The organism is Pseudomonas sp. NPDC098747 (assembly GCF_044760045.1).
GTDB lineage: Bacteria > Pseudomonadota > Gammaproteobacteria > Pseudomonadales > Pseudomonadaceae > Aquipseudomonas.
Window position 1 is genome coordinate 85898 of sequence record NZ_JBIWAL010000008.1, and the last position, 16014, is coordinate 101911.

Genomic DNA, 16014 nt, shown 5'->3' on the forward strand with positions numbered 1-16014 from the left:
TCCGGTCTGTATCCACTTGCATGCCATGCACTTACCGTCTTACGGGGATGCGCCGCTGCAAAGGGGGTCTCATGTTACAGCCGATGAAGGGTTTTGGCTTCATGACGGCTTTACCATGAGGAATTTTCAAATGTTGCGTCGAATCACCTGGCTGATTCCTGTTCTCGCCCTGCTGACCCTGAGTGGTTGCATCATTTTCCCCCACGGCGGCTGGCACGGCGACCATCATCGTTATGATCGTGGAGGCCCTGGTTACTATCAACACCGTTAACAGGATATTTCGTCCTGCCCGCTCGACAATGATGATGTCGGGCCTAAAAAATACAAACTGAACGAACTGAAAAACAATGCCCGCCTATTCGCGGGCATTTTTTTTGGCCACGGATGGCTGCCGGTAACTTGCTGTTTTGCGAACATTTTGGATCCACTCCATAACTCGCAACGATTCGAAATTTCATGTCGCAGCAAATAGGTAGGTCGCACGAACGTCTGGACCTAGGCTCTGAAAACTTCCTCTTTAACTGACATGGATGTTTATGCAGAGAACATTGATCAGAATCGGGCCACGACAAGTCGTCGGATTCTGCCTGGCACTCAGCGCTTTTGAACTACTGACTTACATGGCCAGTGACTTGATCATGCCGGCGATGTTGAGCGTCACTGCAGAATTTCAAGCCGATGTTCGCCATGTTCCCAATGCCTTCAATCTTTACCTGCTGGGCGGAGTCTGCCTGCAATGGCTGATGGGGCCGTTGTCTGATCATTGGGGGCGGCGACGCCTGTTGTTGATCGGCTGCGCCGTATTCGCTGGTGCCTGTGCCGCCGCTTTCGCTACCCGAAGCATTGAATCGTTCAATGTGCTGCGCCTGATACAGGGCATGGGGCTGGGTTTTGTCGTGGCCGTCAGTTATCCGGCCCTGCAGGAGGTGTTCTGCGAGGCGGATGCCGTACGCCTGATGGCCCTGCTCGGTAACATCGCGCTGTTGTCGCCATTGCTGGGGCCCATGCTCGGCAGCCTGCTGCTGGAATGGCTGACGTGGCGCGAGCTGTTTTTGGCACTCGGTATTGCTGCGGTGCTGGTCTGGCTAGGGCTTTACGCTTCGATGCCGGAGACCGTGGGGGTTGTCCGCTGCGACGGGCAGCAGCAAGCGCGCGTGGCGTTTTCCATGCGCCAGATCCGCCAGCGCTACCTTGCTCTGCTCAGTAATCAGCGGTTCCTCGGCGCGAGCCTGGCCCTGGGGCTGATGAGCCTGCCGCTGATTGCCTGGATCGGTCTGGCGCCGTTGCTGCTGATCCAGGGCTTGGGCATGACGCCGCTGATGTACGGCCTGTGGCAGATCCCGATCTTCTCTGCCGTCATCGCCGGCAATCTGATTCTCAATCGTCTGCTGGTCACGCACTCGTTACCACGCTTGATTCAGCTGGGGCTCTGGCCGTTTTGCCTCGGCCTTCTGGCGCTGATCGGCTGCGCACTGCTGGATCTGGGGCTGGCAGCGATTGTCGCCAGCCTGGCGCTTTACGCCGTTGGGTTGGGCATCAGCAATGCCGCGCTGTATCGACTGGCGCTGTTTTGTTCGGATGACAGCAAAGGCCTGGTCTCGGCCATGGTCGGCATGATTTCGATTGCCGTAATGGGCATCGGCGGCTCGATCATTGCCGCGATTGGCGGCGGAACCCGCCTTGAGCTCTTCGCCCTATGGGCCGCGTTCGGCGGCCTGATGTGCCTGCCCCTGCTGCTCTTGTTCTTGCAAGACGCAAAAACCGCGTTCACCTCACCGCACTAAGGGGACATTGATGATCCACTTACCCTCGAGCGACGCGCTATGCGCGTTGCCCCACCCCTATTGCCCGGATTCCGTACCCTGGGGCCTGTTCGACCAGGCCATGGCCGAGATCAGCCAGTTTCACTGCCAGCACACGCCGGGCTACGAACATTGGCTGAACGCCAACGGGCTCGGCGCGCATGAACTGGACACGCTGGATGACTGGTCACGCCTGCCACCGATCTTCGCCAATTTTTTCAAGCAGCGCCTGCTGCTCAGCAGCACCGGCGCCGATGCCCTGGAACTGACATCTTCCGGTACCAGCGGTCAGCGCAGCCGCATGCGCTACGACGAACGCAGTCTGGCCGCAGCGCAATTCATGGTCGCGCAAATTTTCCGCCATTACGGCTGGGACACCCCGGACACGCCCTGTAACTACTTGCTGCTGAGTTACGAGCCGCAAGGGCAGATCACGCTTGGCACCTCGTTCACCGATCAGTTTCTGTGCCGCTTCGCCCCTGCCATCCGCGTGGTCTATGCCCTGCGCAGCACCGGTGACGGTCATCAGTTTGATGTGTTTGGCGTCATCCACGCCTTGCAGGCGTTTGCCGAAGAAGGCCTGCCGGTGCGCATTCTCGGCTTCCCGGCGTTTCTCTGGCAAACCCTGCAACAGATGCAGGCCCTGGGCATGACAGACCTGAAACTGCCCGCCGATTCACTGGCTTTTTTCGGCGGTGGCTGGAAAACCCAGGCCGCGCAAGAAATTCCGAGGCAGCGTTTATACGCCCGCATCCACCGCCAATTGGGCATTGAAACGTCGCGTTGTCGCGATGGTTACGGCGCCGTCGAGCATGCCGTGCCTTACATCGAATGTGCCCATCACCGCTTTCATGTGCCGGTTTATTCGAAGGTGTACGTGCGCAATCCAGCTGATTTCTCGCTTCGACCCTATGGCCAGCAAGGCCTGTTGGGATTCGTCTCGCCCTACATCTCATCCAGTCCCGCGCACGCGGTAGTGATGAGCGATATGGCGACGTTGCACCCTGGCGCGAGTTGCGGCTGCGGGCTGAGCAGCGACTGGTTTGAACTGCATGGCCGCGCGGGTACCACCGCGGGCAGAAGTTGCGCGATGGCAGCGGCCGAACTGCTGGGGAGCCACTGATATGTACTTGATCAACGGACAATTACGCGACGCCTGCGACCTCGACACTGCCCTTGAATGCCTTCAGGCAGACCTTGCGCACCACTTGAGCACGTCCCTGGAAAGCAGCACGGTCATGCATGCCGCGACCTGCTTCGCTTAACAGCTGAGCAACGACAATCAAGCGCTCGCGCTCGATGCCGAGCAGCGACAGGCCCTGATCGCCTTTTGCGCGGCCGAGGCGTTGCAGATCAAACTGCAACGCGAACTGGGCGCACAACCGGGCTCATTGCGCCGCATCAACTATCGACAATCACGATTCGAATGCTGGAGCCCACTCGGGTTGGTCGTCCATATCACGCCGGGCAACGCGCCGTTGCTGGCGTTCTGCGCGGTACTGGAAAGCCTGCTGGCCGGCAACGTCAACTGGTTGCGGCCCAGCAGCAGCGATCAGGGCCTGACCGCACGGTTATTGCACGCTTTGCTGCAATGCGATCCGAGTGGCCAACTCGCCGGATACGTGGCGGTATTACCGGTGAGCACGGCGCAGATCGGCCTGCTGTGCAAACGCGCCAATGGCGTCGCCGCGTGGGGTGGTGAATCAGCCTTGCAAGCCATCCGTCAACAACTCCCGGCCGGTTGCCGCTGGATCGATTGGGGACATCGCATCAGCTTCGTCTATCTGACGCCCGAAGCCACCACAGCGCAGAACCTGGATGCCGTCGCCGATGAAGTCTGCCGACTCGATCAACTGGCCTGTTCAAGCCCGTAATGGCTGCTGGTGGACAGTGACGACCCGGTGGTTTTGCGCGACATCGGTGAACGTCTGGCGGCAGCCTTCGAACGCCGCGCCGAGCGCTGGCCGACGCTTTTGCCAACGCCACAGGAAGCCGCGCAAATCACCACACACACGCATATGGCACGCCTGGCGCAGAGTTTCGCTGAGCAAACCGGCCATGTCTGGAGCGCGCCGGGCTGGCGGGTTATCTGGGCGCATGAGCGTCAGCTCGCACCCTCCCCGCTGTTTCGCAGCGTGCTGTTGCATCCGGTGCCACGGTCACTGATCACCGACACCCTGCTGCCATGGCGCAATGTTCTGCAAAGCTGCGCGCTGTTGTGCGGCGAAGCACAGATAGGTGAGCTGGCGCGAGCGCTGATCAGTGCCGGCGTGACACGCATCGCTTCAGTGGCCGGCATCCACGATGGCTATGACGGTGAACCCCATGATGGCGTTTATGCGTTGCAACGGCTGAGCCGACGCGTGTCAGTCAGCGTAGCCGCCGACATGCTGCCAAGCCACGCAACGCTTGACCGCGCGCCGTTGCCGGCAGCGTTGGCCGGGCAGCCAATCATGGACAAGGAAAGCTTCATCGGCCAACCGTTCAACGCGGCGGCGCAGTTGTATTTCCGCTCCGGTGGCAGCAGCGGTACGCCGACGCTGTCGGGTTATAGCCACGGTGATTTCCATCGACAGATGCGCGCGACGGCGGACGGCTTGTTTGCTGCGGGCCTGGATCCGGCGCGGGATCGAGTGATGAACCTGTTCTTCTGCGGCGGGTTGTACGGCGGTTTCCTGAGTCTTGCCAAAGTGCTTGAGTTGCTGGACATCACCCACTTGCCGATGGGCGCCCCGGCCGATGACGATTACCGCGACATCGCCGAGCTGATCATCAGTCAGCGCGTGACGGTGCTGATGGGCATGCCCAGCACGCTGCACCGACTGTTCCTCAACGAACGACAGCGATTGCAAGCCTACGGCGCGATTACCAAGGTGTTTCTCGGCGGCGAGCATCTCAGTGAACCGAGCCGCGATCTGCTGCGCAGTTGCGGTGTGACCAGCATCCGCTCGGCGATTTACGGCAGCGTCGACGCCGGTCCACTCGGCCACGCTTGCCAGGCCACAGGGGACGGCGTTTTTCATCTGATGAGCGACACCCAGCATCTGGAAATTGTCGCGCTCGACGCCGATGAGCCCGTCGTCGGCAATCAAGTCGGCCGCTTGTTGTTCACCTCGATCGCCCGAGAGGCGCAAAACGTCCAGCGTTATGAGGTCGGCGACACCGGCCGCTGGGTGTCTGGCATCTGTGCATGCGGACTGCCTTCGCCACGCTTCGAACTGCTGCAGCGCCACGGCAAGTTGATCCGCATCGGCACCGACTTCATTTCACTGACCGAACTGGCGCTGCATCTGCAAGTGCCGTTTCAACTGCTGCTGGATCATGCCCCCGACGGGGTCGAGCGCATGCGTTTGCGCAGCGAACTCGCAACTGTTGACGCGAAGACCAGGCTGTCGAATTACCCGACCCTGGTAACGATTATTCAGAGCGGATTGCTCAATCTCGAAGTTGAAATCTTTGCCATCGAAGACTTCGCCCGCAGCAAGCACAGCGGCAAGACGCCGTTACTGATTGATTCACGCAACTGATACTTCCCGTGAGTTAAGCCAGACAACTATAAGAAAGGTCAACATTGTGAAAATCACTGACTCAATGGGCGAGTTGATCAATTTCGCTCGCCGGCAATCGCCCTATTACCGCAAACATTTTGCTGATGTTCCAAGGCAAACAACGTTGCTCTCTGAGTTACCGATAATTGATCCCGTCGAATACTGGCGTAATAGTGAGACCCTCGATCTGTGGCCGGTATTGACCGCCACCGCGCAGCAAGCACTGGTATTCAAGACCGGCGGTTCTACCAGCGCCGGCAAACTTTCTGTCTACACCCGGGAAGAATGGCGGCACCTGGTCAGCGAATTCGGCAACATTCTGAGTTCGCAATTCAAATCGGGAGATCGGGTGGCCAATCTGTTTTTTGCAGGCGACCTGTATGCCGGATTCCTGTTCATCCACGATTCACTGGCGTATGTCTGCGTGAGCATCACCGAGTTTCCGTTCACCGGCACCGTCGATTCGCAGGTACTGGCGCAATCGATCGTGCAGCATCGAATCAACGTACTGGCAGGTGTACCTACACATTTGCTGACCTTTGCGGCCTGGCTTAAACAACGCGATTTGACACTGCCCGGTATCGACACCTTGCTGTATGGCGGCGAAAGCCTGTTTGACTCACAACGCCAGTTTCTCAACCTGGCATTTCCCAACGCGCGCATCGCCTCGATCGGCTACGCCAGCGTCGACGCCGGTTTCATCGGCAGCAGTCAACGCGACTGCGCCGAGGGCGAGCATCGAATGCATACCGACCACGCCATTCTGGAGATCATCGACGAATACTCGGGAGAAGTGATCGAGTCTTGCGATGAAGTGGGTGTGCTCGTCCTGACCAATCTCCATCGACGCCTGATGCCGCTGATTCGTTACCCGGTAGGCGACCGCGCCTGTTGGCGAGACCCACTCGGCACTGCGCAGCGCAAATTCGCGATCAAGGGACGCAGCGTCAGTAGCCAACGGGTTCGAGTAGGTATTTTGTCGCTGGTCCCTCAGGAGATCGCCGAACTGATCCGCCGCAATGCCGCCAGTGACGACTGGCAACTGGTGATTGAACAGGCCGAGCTCAAGGATGTGCTGACGCTGAAATGGGTGCCGGCCGCACGGTCTCCCGACCGCGCCGACGTCAATCAGCAACTGGAAACCGCAATGATCGAGCTTTGTCCGTTGATCACCCAATTACGCACGGATCAATTGCTGGAACTGCATGTCCAGCGCTGCACGCATGAGGATCTGCCACGACATCCCCGCTCGGGTAAATGCCTGCGCGTGCTGGATCTGCGTCGTTATGAACACAAGGACCAGGAGGCTCCGGGTGGAACCGCTGATTCTGCGTAACTACCGCGCCAGCGATGCCACGGCCGTCAGCCAGTTATTCCGTGCGGTGTACGGCGATCTTTATGTGCAACCGCATGTTTATCTGCCGCAGATGATCAGCCAGAACCACGCCGATCAGCGCTGGCACTCGCTGGTCGCCGAGGTCGACGGGCAGATACGCGGGCACGCGACCCTCTTTCGGGACACCGACGCCCACACCGCCGAACTGGCATTGAGCGCCGTGCATCCTGACACTCGCGGACAAAACATTGCCACACGCCTGGGCCAGCAACTGCTGACCCACGCCCAAGCATTGGGCTGCCACGACGTGTCCATCAAACAGGTGACCCGCCATCCGTACACACAACGCATGGCCGTCAACCTGGGTTTTCATAACACCGGGTTATTGCCGGACTACGTGCCCTCGCCGTTCGGTAGCTCGATGCCAGAATCCATTGTCATGGGATGCCGCATCATCGACGGGTATCAGCGCCCGTTGCCAAGGCAGATATGGCCCTCGGGTTGCCGGGATTTAATGCAGCAGTTATGTCGTGCATTCGGTACGCAGGAGCACGTATCTCGCTGGCGAGGGGCGACGATTCAGATGAAACAACACGTCAACCGTTACGACATTCTGCTCAAGACACTCTGGCCCGAGCTGCTCGAGCAGCTAAGGGGATTGCCGCAGCAATGGCTGATATCGATCCGGCTCCGACTGTCGCGCCACTTTACCTGCGATATGAACAGGCTGGCTGCAATCGGATTTGTCTTTACCGGGCTGGCACCGGTTGAGGATAAGGAAGGGGGATGGCTGGCATTGTTTCACCGGGGGTATCGGCTGAGCGAACTTGAGTTGCACTGCCCGCAGATGCAGCAACTACATGATCAGGCGCAACAGCAACTCGCGTTTCACTCGCGCGAAACGCCGCCATCAGGCAATTAGGCGCAGCATGGCCGTTCGATAACGCCCGCTCACGCTCGAGCGGGCCACCCTTTGTCTTCTCAGGCCCTGGCTTTAACGCCCTGATCCACTGGTTTCGCCACGTTGCCTTCGCCGTAAGTCTTCAGGTTCTGCAGGACGTAGATCGCTTTCTTGAACTCGGGAATCAGATTCTTGCCGTAAGCGTTGCCATTGAGGCCATTGTTCTGGATCGCATCAAGCTGAGTCGCGAAATACTCCAGTGCGTTGAATTTGACATCGATGTCTTTTGTCACGCCGAAACGGTCGAACTTGTCGCCGGCATTCATCAAGGTGAAGGACGTGATTTCGGAGATCAGTCCTCGGCTGCGCAGCATGGCGGCCAGGTTACCCATCTGTTTTACAGAGACGTTCGCAGGATCAAAGCCCTTGATATTTTTGCGCAGGCCTTGCTTGTCCATCTCCGCGACGTTTATGGCATTCGGATCGTTACCGACCTTGGTCAGCATCTGCTGAACCTTGACGCTTTGAGACACCTGCTTCCTGGCGCCGGTATCGCGCACCAGGACCCCGGCTTTGGCTTGCCAGCCCCCGACAATGCCAATGGTCATGAGCAAACTCCCTGTGAAATAAGCATGAAATGCCTTAGTTGAACCACTCGAATGCTGGGGAGTATCCACCGGCTAACTGATGGCACCAACCCTTTTTGTGCACTCACTTACAATTCTCGTACATTATCGATACAAATCAGAAAACCCCTACAGATGCGGGCTGGCTGGCCTTCTCTCACAGCGTACGCAAAAAGTTTTTCACCTTAATGAACAGGTTGGTTAGTTCGCATGTAACAAGCTCGATACCGACCAGTCATCGGTCTTCGGCTTTTTAGTACGCCGGTACCTAAAGCTTCTGACGGCGCCGACGATACCTAGGGATACCCGTACTGTTTACGCCCCCGCCCCTAATAAGAATCGCAGCTCAAGGACCGGTTTCCATGCCCGCATTCCGCACTATTCAGGCTCGCTACACGCTGTTTCTGGTTCTGTTCATGCTGCTGTTGTCAGTGCTGACCGTGGTTGGTATCAGCCAACTGGTCGCACCCAAACTGCGTCAAACCGAAGAACAGGTGGTGCTCAACCGCATCGCCGAAGTCGCCGAGCAGATTCAGGGCGAGTTGAACAAGGTTCAGGCGCAACAACGCAGCATCACCCAGACCATCCCGCTGCTCGACAGCGCGGCCATCGACACGGTGTTGCCGGGCCTTGTGGATCAGTACGGCGAACTGAAAGTGTTTGGCGGTGGTATCTGGCCGCTACCCGGCCAGCGGGAAGCCGGGCGCAACAAGTTCAGCACCTTCTGGCACCGCGATGCCTCGGGCAAACTGGCGGTAAACACTTTTTGGAACAGTGACGCGGCGCCCAATTACTACGACCAGAGCTGGCACAAGGGCGGCATGCAAACGCCGCGCGGTCAGTGCGCCTGGGCGGCGGCCTACAAGGACGACGCCAGCGCCGAGCCGCGCACCAACTGCGCCATGGCCATCCAGAAAAACGGCAACGCCTGGGGCGTGTCGACCATCGACGTCACACTGGGTTTCTTCAACGATCTGGTGGCCCGCAAGGAAAAAGACCTCAACGCCGAAATGCTGATCGTCGAGGCCGATGGCAAAATCATCAGCAACAGTTCGCGCATCAGCGGGCCGATCGTGCTGAAAAACATCAGCGAACTGGCTGCCAGCTCGACCTTCGCCAGCCAGGTCAAGACCAGCCTGCAAAGCCGCGATCAGGCACAGCGCGTCGAGTTCGACAACAACGGTGAAGCCAGCACCTTCTTCATGCGCCCGATCGAGGGCACACCGTGGTTCCTCGCCACCGCCCTGCCGACCAAAATGCTGACGGCGCAGCGTGATGACGTGCTCAGCACCCTGAGCCTGTTGCAGATTCCGCTAGTGATTCTGTTGGTGCTGTTGCAGGTCTATGCAATCCGCCAGTTGGTTTCGCGCATGAAAGCGCTGAAAGCCAACATCGATCTGCTCTCCAGCGGCGATGCCGACCTGACTCGACGCATCACCATTCGCGCCGAGGACGAACTCGGCGCCATCGGTCATTCGATCAACACCTTTATCGCCTACCTGCAAAACATGATTGGTGAAGTCACGCAGGCTACCGGCGCCATGGCGTCGAGCCTCGACAACCTGCAACGCACGTCGGCGCACACCAGCCAGATTCTGCTGCGTCACGCCTCGGAAACCGATCAGACCGTTACCGCCATCACCGAGATGAGTTCGACCGCTGAAAGCGTGGCGAAGAACGCTGCCGAAACCGCTGCGTTCACCCAACGTGCCAACGAAAACGCCGACCGTTCGCGGGTGGTCGTGGGCGAGGCAACCAACAGCGTGGTCGCGCTGATCGGTGAAGTGGCCAGCGCCACCCACAAAGTCGAAAACATGCAGCAGGACGCCCAGCGCATCACCGAGATTCTCGGGGTGATTGGTGCGATTGCCGGCCAGACCAACCTGCTGGCCCTCAACGCCGCCATCGAAGCGGCTCGCGCCGGTGAACAGGGTCGCGGCTTCGCCGTGGTGGCTGATGAAGTGCGTGCCCTCGCCGCCCGCACCCAGGCCAGCACGTCGGAAATCAACGAGATGTTGAAGCGCCTGACCCTGGGCGTGAGTTCGTCGGTCAGCGCCATGGAAAACACCCAGGCCAGTTGCCAATCGGCAGCCGACGCCACGGCACGGGTCAACTCGGGTCTGGATGAAATGGCCGGCTCCGTCAGCCATATCAACAGCCTCAGCACGCAAATCGCCACCGCCGCCGAGCAGCAAAGCGCGGTGACCGAAGAGATCAACCGCAGCATGGTACAGATCCGCCACATGGTCGATGAACTGGTACAAAGCGGCCACGCCAGCGAACTCAACACGCGCCAGTTGCTGGAAGCCAACAGCCGGGTGAGTGCGATCATGGGACGGTTCAAGGTCAGCTAAACACTACCGATGCCCCTGTGGCGAGGAAGCTTGCTCCCTCGCCACAATGGGTTCCATTGCAGATCTGCCCCACAGGGAGCGCATGAAACCTTACAGATTTGTCATCTCTCGCTCATCGGGCTGTCAGGGTTGATCTACGATGATCCTGCTAGACTGTCTTGTAGCAACTGGAAACACTCAGTTGATGCCGGGCAGGAAAAACCGGTCAAAATACGTTCTTTTTGACCGTCACCCGAGTCGAGAGTCCGTTATGCGAACCCACTTGCGTCTGGTCGCCTTGAGCGCCCTGTTCATCTCCTCCCTGGCCCAGGCCGCCGACCTGATCCCCATCGAAGTCCACCGCGACGCCAATTGCGGCTGCTGCAAAAAATGGATCAGCCACCTCGAAGCCAACGGCTTCAAAGTCGAAGATCACGTTGAAACCGACATGAGCAGCTTCAAGCAACAACACGGCGTACCGCCGCGGCTTGCTTCGTGCCACACCGCAATCATCAACGGCAAATTTGTCGAAGGCCATGTGCCAGCGGAGCAAGTGCTGGCCCTGAGCAAGCGTGACGATCTGCGGGGTGTTGCCGCACCGGGCATGCCGATGGGCTCGCCGGGCATGGAAATGGACGGCATGAGCGATGCTTATCAAGTGATCGGGCTGAAAAAGAACGGCGCTGACGTGGTTGTGGCGGACTACCCGGCCCATTGATGGGCGCGGCTTACACAGGTCTGTTCTTTGCCGCTTTCGGCGCCGCAACGTTGCTGCCGCTGCAATCAGAAGCCTTGCTGGTCGGGTTGATCGTCAGCGACCGTTATTGGCTCTGGGGATTATTGGCGGTGGCGACCGTGGGCAATGTGCTCGGTTCGCTGGTCAATTGGTGGCTGGGGCGCAGGCTTGAGCAATTTCAGGATCGGCGCTGGTTTCCGGTCAGCGCCAGGCACATGGTCAAGGCGCGCAAGCACTATGAGCGATACGGCCATTGGTCACTGCTGTTCAGTTGGCTGCCTATCATTGGCGATCCGCTGACGTTGGTTGCCGGGGTGATGCGCGAGCCGCTCGGGCGTTTCCTGTTGATCGTCACCCTCGCAAAAGGTGCGCGTTATGGAGTGCTGGCCATGCTGACGTTGGGCTGGCTCGGTTGAACGATCAGGTCTGCACGTTGCCTGTGCTTAACGTCGCCCTAATCCTGCCGTTCCAGCATCGGTCGATTTCAATGGAGTAAGCCCTTATGTCTTTCACGCCATCGCGCTGGCTGCCCGGCCTTTTCCTGACTGCCGCCCTGCCTCTGTTTGCCCATGCCGCCACGCAAACCGAAACAGCGCCCGCCGAAGGTCCCGCGTACGGGCCAGAGCTGCAAGGTTTCGAATACCCCTACACACTTAAACACTTCGACTTCCAGTCCCAGGGTAAATCCTTGCAGATGGGGTACATGGATGTCGCCGCCCTCGGCAAGGCCAACGGTCGCACCGTGGTGCTGATGCACGGCAAGAATTTTTGCGCTGCCACCTGGGACAGTTCGATCCAGGCCCTGAGCGAGGCCGGTTACCGGGTGATCGCGCCAGATCAGATCGGTTTCTGCACGTCCAGCAAACCGGACAACTATCAGTACAGCTTCCAGCAACTGGCAACCAACACCCAGCAGTTGCTCAAGGCGCTGGGTATCCAGAAAGCCACCCTGCTCGGCCATTCCACTGGCGGCATGCTCGCCACGCGTTATGCGTTGCTGTTCCCGGAACAGGTCGACCAATTGGCAATGGTCAACCCCATCGGCCTGGAAGACTGGAAAGCCCTCGGCGTGCCGTATCGCACGGTGGATCAGTGGTATCAACGCGAATTGAAAGTCAGCGCCCAAGGTATTCGCGACTACGAGCGCACCACTTACTACGATGGCCGCTGGAAACCAGAGTACGACCGTTGGGTCGATATGCTCGCCGGCCTGAGCAAAGGCCCGGGCAAGACCCAGGTAGCGTGGAACTCGGCGCTGATCTACGACATGATTTTCACCCAGCCGGTGTACTACGAGTTCAAGGACTTGAAGATGCCGACCTTGTTGCTGATCGGCACCTCCGACACCACCGCCATCGGCAAGGATCTCGCGCCACCTGAGGTAAAAGCGAAAATCGGTCACTATGACGTGCTCGGTAAACAGGTGGCCAAACTGATTCCGCAGTCAACCCTGGTCGAATTCCCCGGCATGGGCCACGCGCCGCAGATGGAAGAACCGGCGAAGTTCCACCAGGCCCTGCTCGGCTGGTTGAACAAAACCAATCCCGTTGATTGATGAGGTAAGGCGGATGGCGGTGCAGATTGCGGTAATCGATGACTGGCAGGACGTGGCGCGCGACGTGGTCGACTGGTCGCTCCTCGATGGCCTCGGTGAAGTGACGTTCGAACATGATTACCCGGCGGACAATGCCACGCTGGCCCAACGGTTGGGCAACTATCAGGTGATCTGCGTGATGCGCGAACGCACGCGTTTTGACGAAGACCTGCTCAAGCGTTTGCCTAATCTCAAGCTGTTGGTTACCGGCGGTATGCGCAACGCAGCGCTGGACATGCAAGCCGCAGCGGCGCTGGGCATCAAGATCTGCGGCACCGACAGCTACAAGCACGCTGCGCCGGAACTGACCTGGGCGCTGATCATGGCCGCCACGCGCAACCTGCTCAATGAAGCCAATGCATTACGCGCAGGTGCGTGGCAACAAGGCCTTGGCGACGATTTGCATGGCAAGACGCTGGGCATTCTCGGCTTGGGCAGCATCGGCCAACGAGTGGCGCAGTTCGGTCAGGTGTTTGGCATGCGCGTCATCGCCTGGAGCGAAAACCTCACGGCCGAGCGTGCGCAACAGGCCGGCGTGACCTATGTCAGCAAGCAGCAATTGTTTGAACAGGCGGATGTGCTATCGGTGCACCTGGTGCTCAGCGACCGCAGTCGTGGGCTGGTCGATGCGCAGGCGTTGGCCTGGATGAAGCCGACCGCACTGTTGGTGAACACCGCCCGCGGCCCGATTGTCGATGAAGCGGCGCTGATCAAGGCCTTGCAGAAACAACAACTGGGCGGCGCGGCGCTGGATGTGTTCGATCAGGAACCGCTGCCAGCGCTGCACCCGTTTCGCACACTCGACAATGTGCTGGCGACCCCGCATGTGGGTTATGTGAGTCGACAGAATTATCAGCAGTTCTTTTCGCAGATGATCGAGGATATTCAGGCGTGGTCGGCGGGCAGTCCGGTTCGTTTGCTGAACTGACTGCAAACTTTCGATATTGCGGCGCACTCTCCGCCGCCATCGCTGGCAAGCCCGCTCCCACAGGTCATATGGCTTACAAAAAATTTGTGCACGCCATATGACCTGTGGGAGCTGGCTTGCCAGCGATGAGGCCATTGAAGACAACCCATCAACAAACTGCACGCACCACAACAGTGCGCCGGCCTTCCTGGCTAGCACGAAAACGTGACCGGTCAGTCACCGTTTTGGCCCCTCCCTGCAAAAAATCCTGCCCTTCGTCGGTGCGTTTCACCCTCTACACCTCCACTCGCAACACTCCGCAACCGATTGTCGAACAATTTACCCATTTGCGCTCGCCCGCTCTAGGATCTGGCCTAGACTGATTTTCGCAGGGTAAAACCGCCCGGTCGCAAACTCGAAAATTAGTCGAAACTTTTGCAGATAGTGGCGGGTCATCTCAAAGGTAGGGCCAAAGCGAGTGGTGCAATCCTTGCAATGGCCACCTCACCCATTCTGCTTTGCGCGTGTTGGGTAGCGTTAGCTCACCCCTGCGCGGTGTGTTTGCGCCCGGCCACAGGATGTGGCCATGGACATCGTCTGTTTGAGACAAGAATCAGATCAAGATACGGGAGATACATATGATCAGTGCGGCATTGGACATTCAGGGAGAGCGTGCTCAGCAGTCGATAGGCGAAGCGAGCACCGTCAGCATTCCCGGCAGCCGGTCAATCAACGTCCCGAGCAGCAAAACGCTGACGCCGGTAGCCAGCCAGAATCCCAACAAGAAAAAAGTATTGTTCGTGACCTCGGAAATCGCCGATCTGGTGAAGACCGGCGGTCTGGGTGACGTCTCCGCCGCCCTGCCCCGCGCCATGTCGCATCTGCACGATGTTCGGGTGTTGATCCCCGGTTACCCGCAGGTGATGCACAGCGAGAATCCTATCCATATCATCGGCGAACTCGGCGGCCATGCAGCACTGCCGCCGTGCAAGATCGGGCGCATGGACATGCCCGACGGGCTGGTGATCTACGTGTTGATCTGCCCCGAACTCTACGAGCGTGAAGGCTCGCCTTATGGCGCCAACAACGGTCGCGACTGGCCGGACAACCACATTCGTTTCGCCCGTTTAGGCCTGGCCGCTGCCGATATTGCCGCCAACCTCGCACAAATTCACTGGTGCCCGGACCTGGTGCACGCCCATGACTGGCCGGCTGGCCTGGCGCCCGCTTACATGCACTGGCGCGGTCAGCGCACGCCAACCTTGTTCACCATCCACAACCTGGCTTATCAAGGTGTAACCAGTCTCGGCTCGTGCCCAGAGCTCGGCATCCCCAACCATGCCCTGCAACAGGAAGGCATGGAGTTCTACGGCAAGATGTCGTTCCTCAAGGCCGGCATGGCCTATTCGAGCCACATCACCACGGTCAGCGCCACCTACGCTCAGGAAATCACCACCCCGGATTTCGGCTGCGGTCTCGACGGCTTTCTCGCGGCCAAGACCCAGCAAGGCTTGCTCAGTGGCATTCCCAACGGCATTGATGAAAGCTGGGACGCTGCCACGGACCCGCACTTGTTCGCGCCGTTCACCATCGGCGACTGGGAGGGCAAAGCGGTCAATGCCGCGCACGTTCGCGAATTGTTTGGCCTGAAAGATTCTGCCGGCCCGCTGTTCGCCGTGGTGTCGCGCCTTGTTTACCAGAAAGGCCTGGACCTGACCGAAGCCGTCTCCGAGTACATCGTGCAGAACGGCGGGCAGATCGCGATTATCGGTCGTGGCGAACCGGAAGAAGAACAGGCTATGCGTGAGCTGGCGTTGCGCTTCCCGGGCCAGATCGGTGTACGCATCGGCTTCAACGAAACCGACGCCCGCCGCATGTTTGCCGGCAGCGATTTCCTCTTGATGCCATCGCGTTATGAACCGTGCGGCCTGAGCCAGATGTACGCGCAGCGCTTCGGTTCGTTGCCCGTTGCACGCAATACCGGAGGTCTGGCCGACACCATTGAAAATGGCGTGACCGGGTTCCTCTTCGACGAATCCACACCTGAAAGCTATCGCGAAGCCCTGAGCCGCGCGTTCAAGATTTTCGCTTTTCCTGAATTACTCAACGCCATGCGTTGCCGCGCCATGGCCGCACCGTTCAACTGGTGCAAAGCAGTCGAACCGTACGCTGAACTTTACGAACAACTGGTCGCCAAGGCGCTGGGTAAAGCTCACCACAGATAAGCAGGG

11 protein-coding genes and 3 pseudogenes are annotated in these 16014 nt (G+C 59.0%); 13 read left to right on the forward strand and 1 reads right to left on the reverse strand.

From position 1 onward, the window contains the following. Positions 1-130 precede the first annotated feature (130 nt). The 6 genes and pseudogenes from ACIQVE_RS07515 (at position 131) to ACIQVE_RS07540 (ending at position 7608) form a co-directional block, all read left to right on the forward strand. Complete coding sequence (locus ACIQVE_RS07515) at positions 131-271, forward strand: hypothetical protein (RefSeq protein WP_191627647.1); 141 nt, start codon at positions 131-133, stop codon at positions 269-271. A gap of 265 nt (positions 272-536) precedes the next feature. Then, positions 537-1784 (forward strand): MFS transporter, encoded by a 1248-nt coding sequence (locus tag ACIQVE_RS07520; protein ID WP_402806240.1) that lies wholly within the window; start codon positions 537-539, stop codon positions 1782-1784. A gap of 10 nt (positions 1785-1794) precedes the next feature. Then, entirely contained in the window at positions 1795-2925 is a 1131-nt protein-coding gene (locus tag ACIQVE_RS07525) for an acyl-protein synthase (protein WP_402806242.1), read from the forward strand. A 1-nt stretch (position 2926) separates the two neighbouring features. After that, positions 2927-5329, forward strand: a pseudogene (locus ACIQVE_RS07530) (acyl-CoA reductase). A gap of 46 nt (positions 5330-5375) precedes the next feature. Continuing rightward, complete coding sequence (locus tag ACIQVE_RS07535; RefSeq protein WP_402806245.1) at positions 5376-6686, forward strand: phenylacetate--CoA ligase family protein; 1311 nt, start codon at positions 5376-5378, stop codon at positions 6684-6686. Next, positions 6664-7608: a GNAT family N-acetyltransferase gene (locus ACIQVE_RS07540; protein WP_402806247.1), complete on the forward strand. Its 945-nt coding sequence runs from the start codon at positions 6664-6666 to the stop codon at positions 7606-7608. The genes ACIQVE_RS07535 and ACIQVE_RS07540 overlap by 23 nt, the downstream gene beginning before the upstream one ends. A 59-nt stretch (positions 7609-7667) precedes the next feature. On the opposite strand, the gene ACIQVE_RS07545 is transcribed toward ACIQVE_RS07540, so the two are convergent. Then, a complete protein-coding gene (locus ACIQVE_RS07545; RefSeq protein WP_402806250.1) occupies positions 7668-8195 on the reverse strand; it encodes a hypothetical protein in 528 nt (175 codons plus the stop codon). A 434-nt stretch (positions 8196-8629) separates the two neighbouring features. On the opposite strand from ACIQVE_RS07545, the pseudogene ACIQVE_RS07550 reads away from it, so the two are divergent. From ACIQVE_RS07550 to glgA, 7 genes and pseudogenes are all read left to right on the forward strand, one after another. Beyond that, positions 8630-9706, forward strand: a pseudogene (locus ACIQVE_RS07550) (cache domain-containing protein); the annotation flags it as partial. A gap of 333 nt (positions 9707-10039) precedes the next feature. Beyond that, positions 10040-10567, forward strand: a pseudogene (locus ACIQVE_RS07555) (methyl-accepting chemotaxis protein); the annotation flags it as partial. A 250-nt stretch (positions 10568-10817) separates the two neighbouring features. Continuing rightward, positions 10818-11264, forward strand: a complete 447-nt coding sequence (locus ACIQVE_RS07560) for a DUF411 domain-containing protein (protein ID WP_402806253.1) — start codon at positions 10818-10820, stop codon at positions 11262-11264. Further along, entirely contained in the window at positions 11264-11698 is a 435-nt protein-coding gene (locus ACIQVE_RS07565; RefSeq protein WP_402806256.1) for a YqaA family protein, read from the forward strand. Before ACIQVE_RS07560 ends, ACIQVE_RS07565 begins: the two co-directional genes overlap by 1 nt. A gap of 86 nt (positions 11699-11784) precedes the next feature. Beyond that, positions 11785-12837: an alpha/beta fold hydrolase gene (locus ACIQVE_RS07570; protein ID WP_402806259.1), complete on the forward strand. Its 1053-nt coding sequence runs from the start codon at positions 11785-11787 to the stop codon at positions 12835-12837. 13 nt (positions 12838-12850) lie between these two features. Further along, on the forward strand, positions 12851-13804 hold the full coding sequence (locus ACIQVE_RS07575; RefSeq protein ID WP_402806262.1) for a D-2-hydroxyacid dehydrogenase family protein: 954 nt from the start codon (positions 12851-12853) through the stop codon (positions 13802-13804). A 617-nt stretch (positions 13805-14421) separates the two neighbouring features. Beyond that, on the forward strand, positions 14422-16008 hold the full coding sequence (gene glgA, locus ACIQVE_RS07580; RefSeq protein ID WP_402806264.1) for a glycogen synthase GlgA: 1587 nt from the start codon (positions 14422-14424) through the stop codon (positions 16006-16008). Positions 16009-16014 lie beyond the last annotated feature (6 nt).